16 protein-coding genes are annotated in these 20436 nt (G+C 67.8%); 8 read left to right on the top strand and 8 right to left on the bottom strand.

The window, feature by feature from the left end; all coding sequences use genetic code 11:
• The first annotated feature begins 252 nt into the window (after positions 1–252).
• The 3 genes from ubiG to D106_RS0102080 all read left to right on the top strand — a co-directional run bounded on the left by ubiG (position 253) and on the right by D106_RS0102080 (position 3569).
• The gene (ubiG, locus tag D106_RS0102090; RefSeq protein WP_026280213.1) at positions 253–1011 is read left to right on the top strand and encodes a bifunctional 2-polyprenyl-6-hydroxyphenol methylase/3-demethylubiquinol 3-O-methyltransferase UbiG; all 759 of its coding nucleotides are present in this window, start codon (positions 253–255) and stop codon (positions 1009–1011) included.
• 16 nt (positions 1012–1027) lie between these two features.
• On the top strand, positions 1028–1927 hold the full coding sequence (locus D106_RS0102085; RefSeq protein ID WP_018879045.1) for a histone deacetylase: 900 nt from the start codon (positions 1028–1030) through the stop codon (positions 1925–1927).
• Between the two features lie 691 nt (positions 1928–2618).
• Positions 2619–3569, top strand: coding sequence for a PDC sensor domain-containing protein (locus D106_RS0102080; RefSeq protein WP_018879044.1), 951 nt, complete (start codon positions 2619–2621; stop codon positions 3567–3569).
• Positions 3570–3847: 278 nt separating this feature from the next.
• Here D106_RS0102080 and D106_RS0102075 read toward each other — a convergent pair whose 3' ends face one another.
• On the bottom strand, positions 3848–4495 hold the full coding sequence (locus tag D106_RS0102075) for a bifunctional 2-polyprenyl-6-hydroxyphenol methylase/3-demethylubiquinol 3-O-methyltransferase UbiG (RefSeq protein WP_018875399.1): 648 nt from the start codon (positions 4493–4495) through the stop codon (positions 3848–3850).
• A 141-nt stretch (positions 4496–4636) separates the two neighbouring features.
• Positions 4637–6208, bottom strand: coding sequence for a deoxyribodipyrimidine photo-lyase (locus D106_RS0102070; protein WP_018879043.1), 1572 nt, complete (start codon positions 6206–6208; stop codon positions 4637–4639).
• 216 nt (positions 6209–6424) lie between these two features.
• Here D106_RS0102070 and D106_RS0102065 point away from each other — a divergent pair, with 216 nt between their 5' ends.
• Genes D106_RS0102065 through D106_RS0102055 form a run of 3 tightly spaced genes read left to right on the top strand, consistent with a single transcriptional unit; the run spans position 6425 to position 9417 of the window.
• The gene (locus D106_RS0102065) at positions 6425–7198 is read left to right on the top strand and encodes an SDR family NAD(P)-dependent oxidoreductase (RefSeq protein WP_018875397.1); all 774 of its coding nucleotides are present in this window, start codon (positions 6425–6427) and stop codon (positions 7196–7198) included.
• Positions 7199–7204: 6 nt separating this feature from the next.
• Positions 7205–8164, top strand: coding sequence for an NAD(P)/FAD-dependent oxidoreductase (locus tag D106_RS0102060; protein ID WP_018879042.1), 960 nt, complete (start codon positions 7205–7207; stop codon positions 8162–8164).
• Entirely contained in the window at positions 8161–9417 is a 1257-nt protein-coding gene (locus D106_RS0102055; RefSeq protein WP_018879041.1) for an FAD-binding domain-containing protein, read from the top strand. Before D106_RS0102060 ends, D106_RS0102055 begins: the two co-directional genes overlap by 4 nt.
• Positions 9418–9432: 15 nt before the next feature.
• Here D106_RS0102055 and D106_RS0102050 read toward each other — a convergent pair whose 3' ends face one another.
• Positions 9433–9975 (bottom strand): cyclin-dependent kinase inhibitor 3 family protein, encoded by a 543-nt coding sequence (locus D106_RS0102050; RefSeq protein ID WP_026280542.1) that lies wholly within the window; start codon positions 9973–9975, stop codon positions 9433–9435.
• A gap of 129 nt (positions 9976–10104) precedes the next feature.
• On the opposite strand from D106_RS0102050, the gene D106_RS0102045 reads away from it, so the two are divergent.
• Positions 10105–13248, top strand: a complete 3144-nt coding sequence (locus D106_RS0102045; RefSeq protein ID WP_026280541.1) for an error-prone DNA polymerase — start codon at positions 10105–10107, stop codon at positions 13246–13248.
• A 200-nt stretch (positions 13249–13448) separates the two neighbouring features.
• Here D106_RS0102045 and D106_RS0102040 read toward each other — a convergent pair whose 3' ends face one another.
• From D106_RS0102040 to D106_RS0102020, 5 genes are all read right to left on the bottom strand, one after another.
• Positions 13449–14501, bottom strand: a complete 1053-nt coding sequence (locus D106_RS0102040; protein WP_018879038.1) for a glycosyltransferase family 10 domain-containing protein — start codon at positions 14499–14501, stop codon at positions 13449–13451.
• Positions 14498–15463 carry a GDP-L-fucose synthase gene (locus D106_RS0102035; protein WP_018877742.1) on the bottom strand — a complete coding sequence of 322 codons (966 nt, stop codon included), beginning with the start codon at positions 15461–15463 and terminating at the stop codon, positions 14498–14500. The genes D106_RS0102040 and D106_RS0102035 overlap by 4 nt, the downstream gene beginning before the upstream one ends.
• Positions 15456–16541, bottom strand: coding sequence for a GDP-mannose 4,6-dehydratase (gene gmd, locus D106_RS0102030; protein ID WP_018879037.1), 1086 nt, complete (start codon positions 16539–16541; stop codon positions 15456–15458). The genes D106_RS0102035 and gmd overlap by 8 nt, the downstream gene beginning before the upstream one ends.
• Positions 16542–16627: 86 nt before the next feature.
• Positions 16628–18058 carry a mannose-1-phosphate guanylyltransferase/mannose-6-phosphate isomerase gene (locus D106_RS0102025; protein ID WP_018879036.1) on the bottom strand — a complete coding sequence of 477 codons (1431 nt, stop codon included), beginning with the start codon at positions 18056–18058 and terminating at the stop codon, positions 16628–16630.
• Between the two features lie 5 nt (positions 18059–18063).
• Positions 18064–19407, bottom strand: a complete 1344-nt coding sequence (locus D106_RS0102020; RefSeq protein WP_018877745.1) for a phosphomannomutase/phosphoglucomutase — start codon at positions 19405–19407, stop codon at positions 18064–18066.
• Positions 19408–19589: 182 nt separating this feature from the next.
• Here D106_RS0102020 and D106_RS0102015 point away from each other — a divergent pair, with 182 nt between their 5' ends.
• Positions 19590–20351, top strand: coding sequence for a class I SAM-dependent methyltransferase (locus tag D106_RS0102015; RefSeq protein WP_018867422.1), 762 nt, complete (start codon positions 19590–19592; stop codon positions 20349–20351).
• Positions 20352–20436: the final 85 nt, after the last annotated feature.

The following is a 20436-nucleotide window of genomic DNA, read 5'->3' as shown; positions in this document are numbered from 1 at the left end:
CTGCGCGGATTCCGATCGGCCCGGGACACCAAACGCCTCCTGCAGGGGCCTGCTTGCAGGCGAATCCCCTGCCCGCACCCGACTTTTGACGGGTCTTCGTCTGCAGGCAGGCGCCTACTGGGCCCAGAATCTCTCAGGGCTATGGGGCGTGATCAGGGGTACACGGGAATGCGGATCGTCCGCAGCTGCGATCAAAACCGGCGACGTGTGGTCGGAAAGAGACCTTTGTGCCGATGGCGAGCGACCCAGCCCATGACTTCTCCGAATGTGGAACGTGACCAAACCGTAGACCCGGACGAGGTGGAGCGCTACCGCGCCCTGGCCGAGATGTGGTGGCAACCGGATGGAAGACTCTGGCCCCTGCACGTGCTGAACGGCCTGCGCAGCGACTACATCCGGGACCAACTCTGTCGCTCGCTCGAGCGGAACGCGGAGGCCGAGCGCCCCCTGGCCGGCCTGCGCATGCTCGATATCGGGTGTGGCGGCGGGTTGCTGAGCGAGGCCATGGCCCGCCTGGGCGCGGATGTACTGGGCGTGGACGTCGTTGACCGCAACATTGCCGCTGCGCGGCTTCATGCCGCGGAGCAGGGCCTGGATATCGGGTACGAAGTGAACACCGCGGAGGCCCTCGCCGCGCGTGGCGAGACCTTCGATGTGATCCTGAACATGGAGGTGGTCGAACATGTGGCGGACCTGCCCGCGTTCATGGGGAGCGTCAACCGCATGCTGCGTCCCGGCGGGCACACCTTCGTGGCCACCATCAATCGCAATCCGGTCTCGTTCGTGGTGGCGATTGTCGGGGCGGAGTATCTGTTCCGCATCCTGCCCCGGGGCACTCATCAGTGGAAGCGCTTTGTGACGCCTCGGGAAACGCGGGACCTGCTGGCGCGGGACGGCCTGGAGCCTGTGGCGCAGACGGGAGTCAAGGTGAATCCGCTTTCCCGCCGGATGTGGCTGTCGAGATCGATGAGTGTCAATTACATGATCCTGGCACAGAAGTCCGAAGCCTGAAGGACAAGTCCGCCGTATGCCGCTTCCGCTGATCCATCATCCGCGCTACACGATCGAACTGCCGGATGGGCATCCATTCCCCATGGCAAAGTTCCGGGTCCTGCGGGACCGGCTGGAAACCGAGCTGGGCGACACGACAATCGACTGGCTGCAACCGGAGATCGCCCCTCGGGGGGCTCTGGCCCGCGTGCATACACCGGCCTACCTGGATGCCTTCCTGTCCGGCCAGACCAGCAAAGCCGCCCAGAGGCGCAGCGGGTTCCAGTGGTCGGAAGCGCTGGTGGAGCGCGTGCGACTGGAGACGGGCGGCACCCTGCTGACCGTGGAGGCCGCACTGAGCGACGGCCTGGCTCTGAATACCGCCGGCGGCACCCACCATGCCCACGCGGGGTTCGCGAGCGGGTACTGCCTGATCAACGATATTGCCGTCGCAGCGGCCCATGCGCGCGCTATGGGATGGGTCCAGCGTGTCCTGATCATCGACCTCGACGTCCACCAGGGCGATGGGACGGCCGCCATCTTCGCGGATACCCCCGAGGTGGTGACCTTCTCCATGCACGCGGGCAGCAATTTCCCGGCGCGCAAGACGCCCGGCGACCACGACATCGAACTCGCCCGCGGCACCGGCGATGATGCGTATCTGGCCACCCTGCGAGATGCCCTTGCGACCCTGATCGACGACGTGCGCCCGGACCTGGTGGTGTACGACGCCGGCGTCGATGTACATCAAGCGGATCGGCTGGGGCATCTGGAGCTGACCGATGCGGGCCTCGAGGCGCGTGACCGGCACGTGCTGCAGGTCTGTCGCGAGAGGGCCGCGCCCGTGGCAGCGGTGATCGGCGGGGGTTACGACCGCGACATCACGGCGCTTGCCGATCGCCATGCGATTCTCCATCGGACCGCCGCGTCCCTGTGACCGAGAAAGAGGACCGAGCAAGAGGGCACCCATCTTCCTCCCGGTGCCCACGGTCATCCCGGCCGGAGCGAAGCGGAGAGGGGGATCTCTGACGTCCGCTCCTGCCTCGGCGGCCGAGATCCCGGATAACCGCTGCGCGGTTTCCGGGATGACCACGGAAGAGGACACCCATCTTGTTCACATGCCGCCACAGCCCCCTTCTCCGGTAGGAGCCCAGCCCTCTGGGCGATGGGGCGCCGGACATGCCCGATCGGCGAGAGGGCTCGCCTCCTACAGTAGGGAGGCTTCAGCCTCGGTGACGAACAGGCGCAAGCGCTTTGGGGCGGTATCGTCGTTTCGGTGATGGCTGGCTTCTCGCGCAGCTCGCTGACGGAACCTGCGGTGATCAGGTGCTTACCTTTGGATTTCGCGGGCCGGCGCTTGTCTTTTGCCGCTGCCTCGGCCAGAGGGCCGACCCGAGCTGTTGAGCGCGCGCCGCGCTGTGGTAGCTGTCTCTACGAATAGTCCCATCAAGGGGCCACTTATAGCCCGTAATGGTGACACGCCCAACGCCGTGGCCTATCCGACGTCAGGATGCGTCGAGTCGGTTGTTGCGCCACCACCGGTCCTGCGGCACCCTCGCCAGACGGTCGCCCTTGGCGGGCGCGTTCCCATCGGTATCCTCCGAGCGAAGGCCATGAGTGAAGCGACAATGACGGCGGTGGCCCGGCAGCGACTGCTGCTTCAGGGGCAACTGTCGACCGCCCTGGCGCGGCTGGTGGACCCCTGCGCCGAGAGGTGGGGCGAGCGTGAGGCCCTCGAGCAGAGACTCGCCGTGGCGCTGGGCGCACTGCCGTCCTGCAAGTACCTCTATGTGCTCGATCCGCGCGCTCACCAGGTGACCGCCAACGTGTCCCCGGAAGGCCCCTTGCCGGACCAGGCCGGGCGGGATCGCAGTACCCGGCCCTACCTGGCCGATGCCCTGGCGGGTGCCGAATTCTCCATGTCGTCGGCCTACATCAGCCGCAATCGGCGCCGCCCTACCCTGACGGCTGTGCAACGTCTGACCGAAAGCGACGGCACACTGCTGGGATTCCTGGGGGCGGACTTCGACCTGCGGGAGCTGCCCCTGACCCGCGACCTCTATCAGCAGCCGGACCAATGGATGCAGCTGAAGGGGGATCCAGCGATCCGCGGGGGCCTGTTCAACCAGCATCGGGTGGACAGCCCGCTCGACACCCGGATCGACGAGGTACTGGATCTCCTGACCGAGCTGGTGGCCGCCCACGGCGTATTCCACGGCAAGCTGCATTTCTCCAGTTCCCGGGCCACCTTGTGGCTGCGCGACGACCCGTTCCGCTACCGCTTGCTGGACTACGAGGACCTCACGGATCCCGGGATCTGTCTCGCCTATCCCCAGCGGTCCTACCCCGAGGAGGCCTTACTCTCCACGGATCAGGTCGCAGCGGTGTTCCGTACCTTCCGCGAGCTGCGCTTCATGGACGACACGATCTACCTGCGCTCCGGCTCCCTCAATATCTTCAACGGCATGGTTGGCCTCAACTTCTCCTGTGATGGGTCCCACTACATGAGCGGGCAGGAGTTTCTCGCCAAACGCCTGGACTTCTGGCTGGGCTCCGGAGAAGAGCACGAACGCCCGTAACCCCTCGGTGCCTGGATGTCTGCCTTCGGATTGACCCCACATCGCCCCGAGCGGAGAGACGGCGAAGCGTGAGGAAGTGGGCGCCCTTCTCCTTCCACGCGCCACACCGTCATCCCGGCCGAAGCAAAGCGCAGAGCCGGGATCTCTGGCGCCCGCCCCGGCCCCGGAGCCCGAGTTCCCGAATAACCGCTGTGCGTTTCCGGAATGACCGCCTGTTCGGAACTTCGCCTGCAAGCAGGCTCCTACGGGGGTTGGTGGTCTGGATCGATGAGTGGCCGCTATATGCTGCTGGCGCGCTGGCTGGCATCCTGACCGGCGGTCGTACTGGCAGGTCTCGCCACCACCAGACAGGAGGCGCGAGCCCCGTGGGTGGCGAGTACGGTCCATTCCTCGACCACCAGCCCGGCCGCCGCCAGCTGGGCACGGAGATCCGCCTCGTAGGTCACCTGCCCGAAATCGATGGTAGTGAGCCGTCGCAGCAGCGGCTTGAACCACTCCATCCAGCGAGAGGGCCGACGCTGGATGGTCTGCGTGAACAGGAAGCGACCGTCCGGTCGTAGCTGGCCAGTGGCATGGCGCAGGGCCTGTTCTGGATCGGGCAGCAGCATGAAGCTCGCCGAGAAATACACCACGTCGTAGGGGCCGCCCGCGTGGTCGTACACGGATTCCTGACGCGCCTCGACGCAGTCGGCCAACGGTGACTCCGCCAACCGCCGCTGGGCCCGACGGACGTAGTCGCCGTCGATGTCGATCCCCGTGACACGCAATTCCTTGCGTCTGACACCCGGTGCGTTGGCCAGTAATGCCCCGGCCGTGCCGATCCCCACGTCCAGAACCCGTGCCCCGTCGGGAATCCGTTCCAGCGCCGCCGCGTACCAGTGAGCCGTCAGCCGCAGGATCAGGAAATCATAGATCGCGCTTCGCATGGCATGCCTCGACCGGTACCGGTGACGATTGACGGAGCGAGCCCGCCCTACCGAGCCGGCCGTAACGCCCTACTCTATCGCGTACACATGCAGGACAGCCGCGCTGTTCGACGAGCACCGAAGCCGTACCCCGGAAGCCGCTCACGGATCCGGGTCCGGGAACAGGTCCATCTGATCCCGCGTACGCGCCTGCCTCGTCCGGCCCGGGGTACGCGCAGAAGGGCGGCGCCGGCTGCCATGGCGCTGGTGGATGCCGGCCGTCTCCTGACGGGAAGCCCCGGTCCCGCGCACCGACTTGAAGCGTTCACGTGCCAGCCGCGCCGCGTGCTCGTGATCCACCACCGGCAGCGGATAGTCGTGGCCAATGCGGCAACCGGATTCACGCTGCAGACCCTCTGTCATCTTCCAGGGCTGGTGAATCCAGTCGCCCGGTACTCGCGCCAGTTCCGGTACCCATTGCCGAATAAACACGCCGTCCGGATCCTGATCCAGCGATTGCTTCACCGGGTTGTAGATGCGCAGGGCGTTGATACCCGTCGTTCCCGACTGCATCTGCATCTGGCTATAGTGGATGCCGGGCTCGTAGTCCGTGAACATGCGTGCCAGATGCTGCGCGGGCCGGCGCCAGTGGAGCCAGAGGTGATATGAGGCGAACGCGACGACCATCGCGCGCATACGGAAGTTGATCCAGCCGTGATCGCGCAAGGCGCGCATGCACGCATCGACCAGGGGGTATCCCGTGAGGCCGTCTTGCCAGGCACGAAAACGGTGCTCATCAAAGGCGTCTTCACGCAGTCCATCGCAGGCACGATGCAGGTTCTGGAACTCGATGTCCGGGGCATCTTCCAGCTTCTGCATGAAGTGGCAGTGCCAGTGCAACCGCTCCTCGAACTGGCGCAGCGACCTCTTCCATGCAGCCTGCCGGCGATCCAGGCCGCGCGGCGCGCCCACCTCCCTCTGACGTTCGCGCGAGGCCTGCAGCACGCGGCGCAACGAAACCGTGCCGTAAGCCAGATGCGGGCTCAGCCGCGAACTGGCGGTCCAGGCCCGCGCGGGGCTGCTGATACCACCGGCATAGTGCTCTGCGCGCTCGCGCAGGAACTCGCGCACAACGCGGCGCCCGGCTTGCAACCCCGGGGACTGCAGATCGATCGCGGCGTCGGCCGCAACACCCGCCGGAGCCTGCGGCAGGCGGTCGACCCCGCCGGCCACCGCGGGTCCAGCAGCCAAAGCCCCAGGTGCGCCAAAGGGGCGTTCACGCATCAAATCCTCCCACTGGGACGCCCAGCCATCGCGGTTGCGCAGCCCGCGCACGACCCCATGCTGACGATACTCGCGCCACGGGACACCGCGATCGCGCAGCAGGCGTGCGACCGCACGATCACGGTCATAGGTCCAGCGATTCCCGGTTTCCTGATGGCTGTACACGGCTGCAACCGGGATCTCGTCGAGTAGCTGCTGGAGCACCTCCACCGCAGAGCCCTCGCGCACGACGAGGGACCGACCAAGATCGGACAAGGCCTGGTCCAGTTCCAGGAGGCTGGCCCGGATGAAATCCCAATGGCGCCGGCTCGTATCCGGCAGCTCCCAGTAGCCGGGCTCCACAATGTACAGCGGCAGTATGGGTCCCGCCTGTGCGGCGTGATGAAGCGGGCCGTGATCATCGACGCGCAGATCGCGCTTGAACCATACGAGGTGGACGGGCTTGGGCATCTGTCACGGACTCCGCAAGGTGGGGCTGGGCGGGCCTGCATGGAAGCCGCCGCCCGGTCTTCCCAGTGCAGACACCCGGCGGCGCTCGGGGTTCGTGCGGGGCAAAGCGACAACCCGCTCAGGGGCGGCTCGAAGGTCCCTGTTGAACTTGCCCTCCGGAGACAGGACGAACGCTTTGTCTTGCCCCATGTAAGTAGCCCGAAGGAGCCACGCGCGATGACGAAACGGACAGTCCTGGTGACCGGCGCAACCGGCGGGGTGGCAAGCGCGCTGTTGCGATCCCTCGATCCCGCATATGACCGGGTCGCTCTTGTCTCGCGCAACGCCGAGGGGCTGGAAGCCCTTCGCGGGCAGCTTCCGAATGACCTCGAGGCCTGTACGATCGCCGCGGATGTCAGCACCGCTGAAGGTGCGGATGCGGCCGTGGTCCGGGCCTCCGAACATTTCGGCGAGCCCCCCACGCGACTCGCTCACTGTGCCGGCAGCGCGCTGCTGGCCCCGTTGCACCGAACCACAGAGGCGCAGTATCGCGACTGCATGGCGGCCAACCAGGACAGCGCCTTTTACACTTTGCGCGCCTGGGTGAAGGCCCGACTCCAGACGGACGAACCCCGCGGCAGCGCCGTTCTGTTCAGCTCGGTCGTTGCTCAGATCGGCGTGTCCAATCACGAGGCGATTGCGATGGCCAAGGGTGCGATCGCCAGCCTGGTCCCGGCCGCTGCCGCGACCTACGCCGGCCACGGCATCCGGGTTAACGGGATTGCACCCGGGCTGACACGGACGGGCGCCACCGAACGGTTGTTTGCCTCCCCGCGTGCCGAGGCACAGATCGTGGCGCAGTATCCGCTGCAGCGTTACGGGCAGGCGGAAGACCTCGCGCGGGCTGTCACATGGTTGTTGTCCGACGAGGCCGGATGGGTCACCGGCCAGGTCCTGTCGGTGGACGGCGGGTTCTCCCGCGTGCGCCCAATGGTCCCGACAGGCGGCTGAAGGGTTGTGGCACGCATCGCGATCATTGGTACCGGGATCTCCGGGCTCGCAGCCGCCCGGCGGCTGCACGATGCCGGTCATGACTGTCTCGTGCTGGAGAAGAGCCGGGGCCTCGGCGGACGCATGGCGACGCGGCGCACGGATGGCCTGAGCTTCGATCACGGGGCCCAGTATTTCACTGCTCGTGGGGCAGGCTTTCGCCGTCAGGTACAGGCCTGGCAAGCGCAGGGTGTGGTGGCGGAATGGGGAGCCGACCGGCTTGTGGGCCACACCGACATGACGGCCCCGGCCGGTGCCCTGGCTGCACCCCTGGAGGTGCGGCGCAACTCCCGAGTCGACGGCCTTCGACGTTCAGACGGGGTCTGGTATCTACAGATCGAGTCGGTGCCTGAACATGCCGGCCTTGAGGGCCCGTTCGACGCAGTCCTGCTCGCCCTGCCCGCACCGCAGGCCGCAGAGCTGGCGGCCACCGCCGAGACGGGGTTTGCGGAGCTCGCGGGCGTTCGCTATGCCCCCTGCATTGCGTTGATGGCCGCCGTCGAAGGCCAGACCGCCCTGCACGAAACGTCGCGCGAATTGTCCGGGCAACCACTGGCATGGGTTGCCCGGAACAGCACCAAACCTGGCCGAAATGCGGAATCCGAGGCTCTCGTGGCCCACGCTGGGCCCGACTGGTCCCGCGAGCACATCCAGGAAGACCCGGATCAACTGGCCCATCCGCTACTGAGCGCCCTGCGGCCCCTGCTCGGCTCCGCCCGCCTGCTCCAGCATCAGGTCCACCGGTGGCTGTACGCGCGAGTCGAGCAGGCCGCCGGCCGCCCCTGCCTCTGGGACGCCGGGCAGCGCCTGGGCGCCTGCGGGGACTGGGCCCTGGGACCGCGCGTCGAGTCGGCATTCGACAGCGGCCAGGCCCTAGCGGACGCGGTCCTCGAGAACCTTCCCGCCCTGCACAGGGGCACCCCATGACCGGCCTCGTCGACACCGACGGCGACCCACCAGACGAACGCGCCGCCCTTTTCCCGCCGTCACGGGCGGCCGCCCTGGAGCGGCTGTCGGATTTTGTCCCCCGCGCGGGGCGTCACTATGCGGCCCAGCGCAACCGCGATCCCGGGCCCGGTGGACGCGACAACGTATCGCTGCTTTCGCCCTACATCCGCCACCGGATCATTAGCGAACACGAGGTGATCGCACGGGTCCTGGCCCGGCATTCGCCCGAGGCGGCCGAGAAGTTTATCCAGGAAGTCTTCTGGCGTACCTACTGGAAAGGGTGGCTGCAGATGCGCCCCCGCGTCTGGCGTGCCTTCGTGGCAGAACGCGACAGCGATCGGGCACGCCTCGCCGAAGACGATGGCCTGCGCGAGGCCGTCGCCGCGGCCGAGGCCGGGCGCAGCGGAGTCGACGGATTCGACCAATGGGCCCGCGAACTGGTCGCAACCGGGTATCTGCACAACCATGCGCGCATGTGGTTTGCGTCGATCTGGATCTTCACTCTGAGGCTGCCGTGGACGTTGGGGGCGGACTTCTTCCTGCGCCATCTGCTCGATGCCGACCCTGCCTCCAACACCCTGGGCTGGCGCTGGGTCGCGGGCATCCAGACGCCGGGCAAGACCTACCTCGCAACGACCGACAATATTGCCCGGTTTACCGACAATCGGTTCGGTCCGCACGGTCTGGCGTCCGAAGCGCCCGCTATCCGCGACGAGAGTCCGCCTGCTGCTGGGGCCCTCCCGGGCCCGCGAACCCTGCCGCGCGGCCGGCGCGTGCTCCTCCTGTTGCATGGCGACGACTTCAGCGGTCAGGAAGTATTGCCGAAGGAGACCGACGTGGCGGCAATCGCCGTCGCCCGGCGCGGCCACCCTGACATGCCCTGGCCCTTTGGGGCCGCGACTGGCCACTGGGTAGACACGCTAGCCGAGGATGCGGCGCGGCGCGCGGGCGAGAGCCTGCAGCAACCCGCAACCGTTCTCCCGCAACTCCATGCGGAGACCCTCCGGTCGCAGTGTGCCGCCGCCGGCGTGACCACCATCGCCACACCGGAGGCGCCTGTCGGGCCCCTGGCCGACGCCCTGGATGTCATTGCTCACGAGCTGGCGGAAGACGGAATCGAGGTCATTCCGCTGCGCCGGATGTGGGACGACCTCGCCTGGCCCCATGCCACCCACGGATTCTTCCGGTTCAAGCGCCAGATCCCGGAACTGCTCGCCCGGAACGGCCTGTAACGCCAGGCAGTCCGATCAAGTGGGGAGCGGACGATTCAGCAGGTAGCGCTCCTGGTCGGGGCTCTCGATCGCACCGGGGCGGGCCTTGCGCACCGTCTGAATGGCCTCGTCCGGCGTGTATCCGCGTTCAATGAGCGTAAGGGCCGCGATGGTCCCCGCGCGGCCCTGGCCGCCACCACAGTGGAAAACGACGCGTTCGCCGGATCGCAACCACTGCTGGACCCGAGGACCGACGTCCCGCCAGCCCCCTTCCCAGGGACGGTCCGGGGTGGCCATGTCGCCGATCGGCAGGTGCAGCCAGTGCATGCCCATCGCCTGCACCGTCTTCCCGAGATCAGGCAGGCCAAGGCTCGTCAGTTCATCGTCCTGATTCAGGGTCACGACCACGCCCGCGCCCCAATCCCTCAGAGCCGCAAGATCGGCCTGAACATCCCGCGGCCCGCAGACCCGTTCATTCGGGCGTTTTCCGGGGCAGCGGGTCATGCCAATGGCCCCGCCCTCGGGAAGCGGAACACTGCCGATATCGAGAACGGGCGAATCGGTGCTTGGCGGGTTCACAAGGCGCTCCAGCGCGTCAGGAATGGCGCCTCAGTGTAGCGCCCCTGCAGGCGGTGAGGTGCATTCCGGGACCCTCCGCGCGGGCCCGGTTTCTTGCGCGCGCCGCTGTACTGTTTTTATATACAGTATATGGAAGACACCCCGCCCCCTCAGCCCGCAAGCCCGGCGTATGCCGAGTTGACGAGCGTCAGCAACTTCTCGTTCCTGCGCGGGGCCTCGCACCCGGAGGAGCTGGTGGAGCGCGCCCGGGCGCTGGGCTACTGCGCGCTGGCGCTGACGGATATCGCCTCACTGGCCGGCGTGGTCCGCGCGCACGCGGCGGCGAAGGACTGCGGGTTGCACCTGATCCTCGGGGCGACCTTCCGGCGGGCACACGGCCCCGCCCTGACCCTGCTGGTGCGCAATGCGGCGGGCTATGCCGCGCTGTGTCGTCTGATCACCCGGGCGCGCGGGGCGGCGGGCAAGGGGCACTACCACCTGACGCAAGCGGACCTCGACGCCCTGCCCGCCGAGGCGCGGGCCGGCTGGCACGTCCTGCTGCGTATCGAACCCGAGATCGCGGAGCCGACGCTCGCCGAAACGGCCCGCTGGCTGGCCGGGTGGGCCGTGCCGGACCAGGCCCATCTGGCGGTCAGCCAGTTGCGCACGCCGGAGGACGCCCCACTCGCGACCCGCGCACGGCAGCTCGCCGAGGCGACGGGGATCCCGATCGTCGCCTGCGGCGATGTGCACATGCACGCTCGCGGCCGGCGTGCCCTGCAGGACGTGCTGACCGCGCTGCGCCTGCGCACCACGGTTGCCGAGGCGGCCCCGGCGCGCTTCCCCAACGGCGAGCGCTGCCTGCGCCCGCGCGACGACCTGGCGGCGTTGTATCCCGCCGCCTGGATCGCGGCCAGTGTGCGGATCGCGCGGGACTGCAACTTCTCGCTGGACGCGGTCACCTACCGCTATCCGACCGATCCCCTGCCCCGGGACACGAGCCCGGCCGCCTATTTGCGCGAGGAGACCCTGAAGGGCGCACGCGGGCGCTGGCCCGACGGCATCCCGCCGAAGGTGTCCGAACAGATCGAGCGCGAGCTCGGGATCATCGCGCAGCTCGGCTACGAGCCCTACTTCCTGACGGTCTACGACATCGTGCGCTTTGCCCGCGGCCGCGGGATCCTGTGCCAGGGGCGCGGCTCGGCGGCGAATTCCGCGGTCTGTTATGCCCTCGGGATCACGGCGGTGGATCCCTCGCGCTCCAGCATGCTGTTCGAGCGCTTCATCTCCGCCGAGCGTGGCGAGCCGCCGGATATCGATGTCGACTTCGAGCACGAGCGCCGCGAGGAGGTGATCCAGTACATCTACCGGCGCTACGGCCGCGAGCGCGCGGCGCTGGCCTGTACGGTAATCCGCTACCGCCGGCGCAGCGCCCTGCGCGACGTCGGCCGCGCGCTGGGCATCTCGCGCGCGCGGCTGGATGCGCTGACCGCCAACCTCGCCTGGTGGGACGACGGCATCCCCGCCGAGCGCCTGCGCGAGGTCGGGCTGGACCCGGACGGCGCCCTGGCCCGCCAGTGGCAGACCCTGACCGCCGAACTGCTGGGCTTTCCCCGCCACCTGTCACAGCACACCGGCGGCTTCGTGATCGCCGAGGGCCGGCTGGACGAGCTGGTGCCGATCGAGAACGCGGCGATGCCGGAGCGCTCGGTGATCCAGTGGGACAAGGACGATCTCGACGCGGTGGGGCTGTTGAAGATCGACGTGCTGGCGCTGGGCATGCTCTCCTGCGTGCGCCGCGCGCTGGAGCTGATGGCGCGCCACCGGGGACGCGACTGGGGCCTGGCCGACATCCCCGCCGAGGACCCGGCGGTCTACCGCATGCTGCAGAAGGCCGACACCCTGGGCGTATTCCAGATCGAGTCGCGCGCGCAGATGAGCATGCTGCCGCGCCTGAAACCGGCGAACTTCTACGACCTGGTGATCGAGATCGCCATCGTGCGTCCCGGTCCGATCCAGGGCGAGATGGTGCACCCGTATCTGAAGCGCCGTGCCCACCCGGAGCGGGTGCGCTATCCGAATGCCGAGATCCAGCGCGTACTCGGGCGCACCCTGGGCGTGCCGATCTTCCAGGAGCAGGTGATCGAGCTGGCGATGGTCGCTGCAGGCTTCTCCGCCGGCGAGGCGGACGGGCTGCGCCGCGCGATCGGGGCCTGGCGGCGCACCGGCCAGCTCGCACGCTACCGCGAGCGCCTGATGGACGGCATGCGGCAACGCGGCTATCCGGAGAAGTTCGCCGAGCAGCTGTACAAGCAGATCCTCGGCTTTGGCGAGTACGGCTTTCCCGAGTCGCACTCGGCCAGCTTTGCGCTGATCACCTATGTCTCGTCCTGGCTCAAGTGCCACGAACCGGCGATCTTTGCCTGCGCGCTGCTGAACAGCCAGCCGATGGGCTTCTACGCCCCGGCACAGATCGTCGCCGACGCCCGCCGCCACGGCGTGGAGGTACGCCCGGTGGACGTGCGCTGCAGTGACTGGGACTGCACGGTGGAGCCCGTAGCCGGAAGCGACGCGCTGGCCCTGCGCCTGGGCCTGAACCGGGTCGGCGGGCTCGCGCAGGGCGTGGCCGGGCGCGTCGTCGCCGCGCGCACCGAGCGCCCGTTCGCGGACGTGCCGGATCTGGTCGCCCGCGCCGCCCTGACCCGCGCCCAGGCCAACCGTCTGGCCCGCGCCGATGCCCTCAAGGGGCTGGCCGGAAACCGCCACCAGGCGCGCTGGGCGACCGAGGCGGTGGAGGAACCCCTGCCCCTGTTCGCCGACGCCCCGGCCGACACGGTGCGCGAGGCCGACGTAACCCCGATCCTGCCGCGCCCGGATGCGGTGGATGATCTGGTGCAGGACTACGCTACCCAGGGCCTGAGCCTGGGCCCGCACCCGCTGGCGCTGATGCGCCCGTTTCTGGAGCAAAGACGTTTACCCACCGCCGCCCGGCTGCTGGAGTGCCCCGGGCATCCCGGTGCCCGCTATGCCGGCCTTGTGATCACCCGCCAGCGGCCCGGCTCGGCCAACGGCACGGTGTTCCTGACCCTGGAGGACGAGAGCGGCACGCTGAACCTGATCGTCTGGCCGGACCGGGTGGAGCGCTTTCGCGCCGAGGTACTGCACGGCCGCCTGCTGGAGGCCCACGGGGAATGGCAGTACAGCGAGGGGGTCGGCCACCTGATCGTGCAGCGCCTGATCGACCGCAGCGCCTGGCTGGGCGAGCTGACCACCCGCTCCCGCGACTTCGGCTGAACAAGCATTCGTCATTGGCGCAGCGAATAAAGGGCCAGGGCCTTATTCACCACGAAGCTCACGAAGGCACGAAGAAACACCACAGAGCACACGGAGCCTACCGAGAATTTCCGGGATGCATCGCTGAATCGATCACGTAAACCGGCTCTGGTTGACTAGGCGTGATCGCTCGATCGGTTAACCCCAGCCAGGGAGATGCATCAACCGGCGCGGCCGGAGAGGTGGCCGATGCGCTGGGTGAGTTTTTCCCAGGCGCCCTCCAGGGCGGCCAGCGGGTCGCGGCGGCGCAGGGCCCGGCGCGAGTGGATCCACTGGCCGGTCGGCCCGGCCGGTTCGGTGTCGTGCGCGGCCTCGATGATGCGCGCGACGACGGCGAACTGGTTGTACTCCTCCAGCACGCGACGCCGGGCCTCGAGGATATGCGGCAGCCGCTGTTCGTATTCGTTGTCGCGGATCGCGCGGCGAATGCGCTCGGCCGTCCCTTCGACATCGTCGATGTCGATGGCAATGAAGCTCTCCGGCGGGAAGTAGTCCGCGGCATCCGGCGCGCCGTAGTAGAACGGCAGCGTGGCGCCGAGGAAGGCGTCCGCCAGCTTCTCGGTCCAGTGATGCGGCCCCACGTAGTTCTCCACCGCGACGTGATAGCGATAGGCATCTAGGCACTCGGCCTTGTCATCCAGCGGCTGCACGCCCTTGCCGAAGATTTCCAGCTCGGGCAGTTGGGCCTTCAGTGCCCAGGTGAAGTCGTAGCGCCGCCGATGCAGGGTGTGCCGCTGGCGCTTGGCCGAGCACATGGTGGCAATGTCGCGGCTCTTTTCCAGCGGCGGGTGTGCCCGCATGTCGTTGTACGGCCGTTCACCCTGGCTGCCGAAGCCGTAGTACCAGATCATCCCCTGCTGGGAATGGATGCGCCGCCGGTGCTTGAGCGCCCATTCCGGGTGCGAGGTCAGTACCCGGCCGAACTGGCGCGTAAAGCGCCGGCCGTAGGACTTGATCGAGGGCGGCTCCATGGTCACCAGCAGGGTGTGCTCGGCGCCACAGGCGAGGCGTTCGCTGTAATGCCGGTTGCGCCCGGTGTTGGACGGGAATTCGTCGTACACCACCAGCCAGTCGTACTCGGTGGCCTGCGGGTCGAAGGTGAACTCGCAACGCCCCCAGCGCGCCTCGCCGTCCGGCAACTGGTGACGCCAGATCGCCTCGCGCATCGTCGACAGGAACTTGACCCGGATCCGGTCCGTCGGCGAATCGCTCACCGGTTGGCTCCGCCGTGTTCCAGGAACTCGGCATAGGCCCCGGCCAGCCCTTCGTCGAGCCCGATGCGGGCCTTCCAGCCCAGCGCCGCGAGGCGCGACACATCCAGCTGCTTGCGCGGGGTACCGTCCGGCTTCGAGCGGTCAAAGCGCAGCTCGCCCCGGAAGCCGACCACGCCGGCCACCCGCTGCGCCAGTTCGGCAATGGTCAGATCCTCGCCCGTGCCCACGTTGATGTGGCTCAGCATCGGCTCGGTGTGCTCCGCGTACGTGGTCTGGTCGAGGTTCATCACGTGCACGCAGGCCCCCGCCATGTCATCCACATGCAGGAACTCGCGGCGCGGGGTCCCGCTGCCCCAGACGGTCACGTAATCGGCGCCGGCCTGTTTCGCCTCGTGAAAGCGCCGGATCAGCCCGGGGATCACGTGGCTGTTCTCCGGGTGGTAGTTGTCGCCCGGGCCGTAGAGGTTGGTCGGCATGACCGAGCGATAGTCCGTGCCGTACTGCCGGTTGTAGCTCTCGCACAGCTTGATGCCCGCGATCTTGGCGATGGCGTAGGGCTCGTTGGTCGGCTCCAGCGGCCCGGTCAGCAGGGCGGCCTCCGCGATCGGCTGCGGGGCCTCGCGCGGGTAGATGCAGCTGGAGCCAAGAAAGAGCAACCGCCGTACGCCGGCGCCGTGGGCGGCGTGAATTACGTTGGTCTGGATCGCCAGGTTGTCGCGGATGAACTCGGCCGGATAGGTGTTGTTGGCGTGAATCCCGCCCACCTTCGCCGCCGCCAGATAGACCTGGTCCGGGCGTTCCACGCGCATGAACGCCTCCACCGCGGCCTGATCGGTCAGGTCGAGCTCGGCGTGGGTGCGGGTCAGCAGCTCCACGCCCGGCCAGTCCTCGAGCTGGCGGCAGATGGCGCTGCCCACCATCCCCCGATGCCCGGCGACGAAGACGCGCTGCGGCTTACTCATGGCGGCTCAGGGTGCGGTAGCCGTGGTCGCGCACCAGCTCGTCGCGTTCGGCGCTTCTGAGGTCTTCGCGCACCATCTCGGCCACCAGTTCCTCGAAGCGGATGCGCGGTTCCCAGCCCAGCTCGCGCCTGGCCTTGCTGGCATCCCCCAGCAGGGTCTCGACCTCGGTGGGCCGGAAATAGCGCGGGTCTACCGACACAATGCAGCGGCCCTTGTCGTCAAAGCCCTGCTCGTCCACGCCCTCCCCGCGCCATTCGATGCGCATGCCCAGCTCATGGGCCGCGGCGTCGACAAAGTCGCGTACGCTGTGCTGTTCGCCAGTGGCGATCACGTAGTCGTCCGGGGTGTCCTGCTGCAGCATCAGCCACTGCATCTCGACGTAGTCGCGGGCATGGCCCCAGTCGCGTTTCGCGTCCAGGTTGCCGAGGTACAGCCGTTCCTGCAGCCCGAGTTTGATGCGCGCGAGGGCGCGGGTGATCTTGCGGGTGACGAAGGTCTCCCCGCGTACCGGGGATTCGTGGTTGAACAGGATGCCGTTGCAGGCATACATGCCGTACGCCTCGCGGTAGTTGACCACGATCCAGTAGGCATACAGCTTGGCCACCGCATAGGGGCTGCGCGGGTAGAACGGGGTGGTTTCGTCCTGCGGCGTGGCCTGCACCTTGCCGTAGAGCTCCGAGGTGCTCGCCTGGTAGAAGCGCGTGGTCTGCTCCATGCCGAGGATGCGGATTGCCTCCAGCAGGCGCAGGGTGCCCAGGGCATCCGAGTTGGCGGTGTATTCCGGCTCCTCGAAGGAGACCGCCACGTGCGACTGCGCGGCCAGGTTGTAGATCTCGTCCGGCTGCACCTGCTGGATGATGCGGATCAGGCAGGTGGAGTCGGTCAGATCGCCGTGGTGCAGAATGAAGCGGCGATCGCTCTCGTGCGGGTCCTGATACAGGTGGTCGATGCGATCGGTATTGAACAGCGAGGAACGACGCTTGATGCCGTGTACCTCGTAGCCCTTGTCCAGCAGGAACTCGGCTAGGTAGGCCCCGTCCTGTCCGGTGATCCCGGTGATCAATGCCACTTTGGCCATATCGACTCCCGCTGCCGGGCGGCGTGCGCCCCACGCCCCGCCCAAAACGCGGGATCATACCATTCCCGCCCCCGGCGGCACGTGCTTCAGGCGCGCCCGTAGACGTCCTCCAGGCGCACGATGTCGTCCTCGCCCAGATAGCTGCCGGACTGCACCTCGATCAGTTCCAGCGGCAGCGCACCGGGGTTCTCCAGGCAGTGCACCTGCCCGATCGGGATGAAGGTCGACTCGTTCTCGGTGACCAGGTAGTTCTGTTCGCCGTTGGTGACGCGCGCGGTCCCGCTGACGACCACCCAGTGTTCCGCCCGGTGGTGATGCATCTGCAGCGACAGGCGCGCGCCGGGATTCACGGTGATGCGCTTGACCTGGTAGCGCGACCCGGTATCGATGGATTCATAGCAGCCCCAGGGCCGGTACACCACGGTGTGGTCCACGTGCTCGCTACGATCGGCCGCCTGCAGGCGTTCGACGATGCGCTTGACGTCCTGCACCCGGTCGCGGTCGGCCACCAGCACGGCGTCGCGGGTGGCCACTACCGCCAGATTGCGCAGCCCGATGCCCGCGACCAGCAGACCATCGGCATCGACCACGCAGCCCTCGCTGTCTTCCAGCAGGCAGTCCCCGCGCAGGGTGTTGCCCTGCTCGTCCACGCCCCGCACCCCCGCGAGAGCCGACCACGAGCCGATATCACTCCAGCCAGCCGCCAGCGGCGTGACGGCCGCGTGCTCGGTCCGCTCCATCACGGCGTAATCGACCGAGATATGGGGGGCCGCCGCAAACGCGTCGGGGTCCACCCGGAGGAAGTCGAGGTCTTCCCGCGCGTTCTCCAGGGCGCTCCGGCAAGCAGACACGATGACGGGTTCGAAACGTTCCAGTTCTTCCAGATACTGCGACGCCCGAAACACGAACATCCCGCTGTTCCAGAGGTAATCGCCGCGCTCGATGTACTCGCGGGCGGTGGCCGCGTCCGGCTTTTCCACGAAGCGGGCGACGCGCGCGCCATCCGCGCCCAGTGCATCGCCCTGCTGGATATAGCCATAGCCGGTCTCCGGCGCCGTGGGCACGATCCCGAAGGTCACGAGATGCCCCGCCTCGGCCAGCGCCATCGCCCGCACCACCGCGTCCCGGAAGGCCTCGGGATCGCCGATGTGGTGATCCGCCGCCAACACCAGGAGCAGCGGATCGCGCCCCTCGGACCGCGCCTGCAATGCCGCCAGCGCGATCGCCGGGGCGGTATTGCGGCCCTCGGGCTCCAGCAGGATGCGTGCCTGCTGTACGCCCGCCGCGCGCAGTTGTTCGGCCGCCAGGAAACGGTGCTCGACATTGGCCAGCACCAGCGGCGGGGCCGCGCCCAGACCGTCCAGTCGCTGGGCGGTCTGCTGCAGCAGGGTCTGTTCCCCGGTCAGGGGCAGGAACTGTTTCGGATAATGGCTGCGGGATACCGGCCACAGGCGGGTGCCCGAGCCGCCGGCCAGGATCACCGGTTGCAGTTCGATCCGGCTTTGCGTCTGTTCCATCGTCCTTAACCCCGTATCAGGCGGGAAATCTCGTCCACGCGGCGCTCCAGCAGGGCCGGGTCCGCGCGGGTCTCCACGTTCAGGCGCAGCAGCGGTTCGGTATTCGAGCTGCGCAGGTTGAACCGCCAGTCGGCGAATTCCAGGCTGACGCCATCCGTGTGATCCTCCTCCCCGCCCTGCCCGGCGTAGGCCTGCAGCACGCGCTCGCTGGCCGCTGCGGCGTCCTCCACCTCGAAGTTCAACTCGCCGCTGCAGGGGTAGCGGGCCATGCGCTCGGCGACCATCTCGCCCAGGGACTGTTCGCGCCGCCCCATCAGTTCGGCCACTCGCAGCCACGGCAGCATGCCGGTATCGCAGTAGTAGAAATCGCGGAAATAGTGGTGCGCGCTCATCTCGCCACCGTAGATGGCGTCCTCGAGGCGCAGCCGCTCTTTCATGAAGGCATGCCCGGTCTTCGACTGGATCGGCTCGCCGCCCGCGGCGCGCACCATCTCGATGGTGTTCCAGGTCAGGCGCGGATCATGGACGATACGCTCGCCGGCATGGCCGTCCAGGCAGGCCTCCGCGAGCAGGCCGACGATGTAGTACCCCTCGATGAAGTTCCCCTGGGCGTCGAACAGGAAACAGCGGTCGAAGTCCCCGTCCCAGGCCACGCCCAGATCCGCGCCATGAGTCCGCACCGCATTGGCGGTGGCGGCGCGGTTCTCCGGCAGTAGCGGGTTCGGGATGCCATTGGGAAATCGACCGTCCGGCTCGAAATTGACCCGGATCAGCTCGAACGGCAGATGCGGCTCCAGCGCCTCCAGCACCGGGCCCGCGCCGCCGTTGCCCGGATTGACCACGATCTTCAGGGGCGGCAGGGCCTCGCGTTGGATCGAGGCAAGCAGCCGCGCCACGTAGTCGCCCCGGTGGTCCAGATGCCGGATCTGCCCATTGGGCATGGGCCGGAAATCCCCCCGCTCGGCCCGGTGACGAATCGCCTGCAGGCCCGAGTCGCCACTGATCGGGCGCGCCTCGCTGCGCACCAGTTTCAGGCCGTTGTAGTCCAGCGGGTTGTGGCTGGCCGTAACCATGATCCCGCCACCGGCGCCGTAGTGCGCCGTTGCGAAGTAGACCTCCTCCGTGCCGCACATACCGATGTCCGCCACGTCGCTACCGCCCGCGGTCAAGCCCTCGATCAGCGCCCGCGCCAGTTCCGGGCTGGACAGGCGAATATCGTGGCCGACCACGGTTCGCCCCGGCCGAATCTCCTCGGCAAACGCACGCCCGATGGCCCTTACCACCTCCGGGTTGAGCTGATCCGGCACCCGCCCGCGTACGTCATAGGCCTTGAAACAGTCGATCTTCATTCACGTCCCTTTTCCGCATTCTTCGCGACAACGGCGCGCAAGCCCTTCCCGCGTATTCCTTCATGATACATAGCCGGAACGCCGCGCGAGGCCCTGCCAGCATCACCGGCGTCAGTAGCGTTACTTGACGTTCCGCGCGCATGCCCCCGAACATGGTGGGTTTATCAAACGAGGAAAAGCCGATGAGTGAGCCGCAAGTGAAGACCGAGGAGAAGAAACAGCATTTCGACGACATCTACGTCGCCGAGACGCCGGTACCGTTCAAGGAGCGCATCATCGACGCGCTCGACTACATCTCCGACGACTTCAACCGGCAAACCTTCGACCGGCTGATCCTCCCCTGGGCCGAGAAGCAGGCGGCCGCCGGCAAGACCCTGAACTACGTGGACCTGTGCTGCTGCTTCGGCAACACCACCATGGCCGCCATCCACAACATGGATGTCGAGGCGATCCGCGCCAACTGGGCCGACGAACAGGCCTGCAAGACCGTCGCCGCGCCGCGCCGCCTGCCGATGAAGACCACCGGGATCGATATCTCCGGCAATGCCCTGGCCTACGGCAAGAGCGCCGGGCTGTTCGACGAGACCTTCGAGGCCGATCTGAACCAGCCGGCGCCGGAGACCCAGGCCGCGATCGAAAAGGCCATGGCCGACGCCGATATCGTGATCTCCACCGCGTCGCTGGTCTACCTCGACCCGCCGGCCATCGAGAAGCTGGTGCGCTCCTTCGCCGAGACCCCGCGCGAGGGCTATATGCTCGTCAACTTCCTGAACCCCTTCGCGCTGGAAAAGGCCGACGCCACCAAGCGCCTGCTGCTGGAACACCTGGAGTTCGTGGGCAGCACCGCCAGCCGGCACCGCCGGCTGTCGCCGCTGGAACAGGAGAACTACCCGGGCGAAGACTGGGCGCTGCTGGAGATCTGGGTCCTGCGCCGCCGCGCGTAGTCCGCGGGCGCGGCTGGGGTGCGACGCCGCGCCCCGCATATCGTCCCTGAAATTGCCCGCTGAAAGCGAAAGGGCCGGCCCATTC

The sequence above is a fragment of the Thioalkalivibrio sp. ALE9 genome (genome assembly GCF_000377445.1).
Lineage (GTDB): Bacteria > Pseudomonadota > Gammaproteobacteria > Ectothiorhodospirales > Ectothiorhodospiraceae > Thioalkalivibrio.
Note: the sequence above shows the minus strand (reverse complement) of the source record. Positions and strands in the feature narration are given on the sequence as shown.

Excerpts from the sequence above, each read along its gene's own strand:
- D106_RS0102080 (WP_018879044.1), top strand. The coding sequence starts at position 2,619 with ATGACGGCGGTGGCCCGGCAGCGACTGCTGCTTCAGGGGCAACTGTCG.
- D106_RS0102055 (WP_018879041.1), top strand. The coding sequence starts at position 8,161 with ATGACCGGCCTCGTCGACACCGACGGCGACCCACCAGACGAACGCGCC.
- D106_RS0102065 (WP_018875397.1), top strand. The coding sequence starts at position 6,425 with ATGACGAAACGGACAGTCCTGGTGACCGGCGCAACCGGCGGGGTGGCA.
- D106_RS0102020 (WP_018877745.1), bottom strand. The coding sequence starts at position 19,407 with ATGAAGATCGACTGTTTCAAGGCCTATGACGTACGCGGGCGGGTGCCG.
- D106_RS0102085 (WP_018879045.1), top strand. The coding sequence starts at position 1,028 with ATGCCGCTTCCGCTGATCCATCATCCGCGCTACACGATCGAACTGCCG.
- D106_RS0102015 (WP_018867422.1), top strand. The coding sequence starts at position 19,590 with ATGAGTGAGCCGCAAGTGAAGACCGAGGAGAAGAAACAGCATTTCGAC.
- gmd (WP_018879037.1), bottom strand. The coding sequence starts at position 16,541 with ATGGCCAAAGTGGCATTGATCACCGGGATCACCGGACAGGACGGGGCC.
- D106_RS0102075 (WP_018875399.1), bottom strand. The coding sequence starts at position 4,495 with ATGCGAAGCGCGATCTATGATTTCCTGATCCTGCGGCTGACGGCTCAC.
- D106_RS0102035 (WP_018877742.1), bottom strand. The coding sequence starts at position 15,463 with ATGAGTAAGCCGCAGCGCGTCTTCGTCGCCGGGCATCGGGGGATGGTG.
- ubiG (WP_026280213.1), top strand. The coding sequence starts at position 253 with ATGACTTCTCCGAATGTGGAACGTGACCAAACCGTAGACCCGGACGAG.
- D106_RS0102025 (WP_018879036.1), bottom strand. The coding sequence starts at position 18,058 with ATGGAACAGACGCAAAGCCGGATCGAACTGCAACCGGTGATCCTGGCC.
- D106_RS0102070 (WP_018879043.1), bottom strand. The coding sequence starts at position 6,208 with ATGCCCAAGCCCGTCCACCTCGTATGGTTCAAGCGCGATCTGCGCGTC.
- D106_RS0102045 (WP_026280541.1), top strand. The coding sequence starts at position 10,105 with ATGGAAGACACCCCGCCCCCTCAGCCCGCAAGCCCGGCGTATGCCGAG.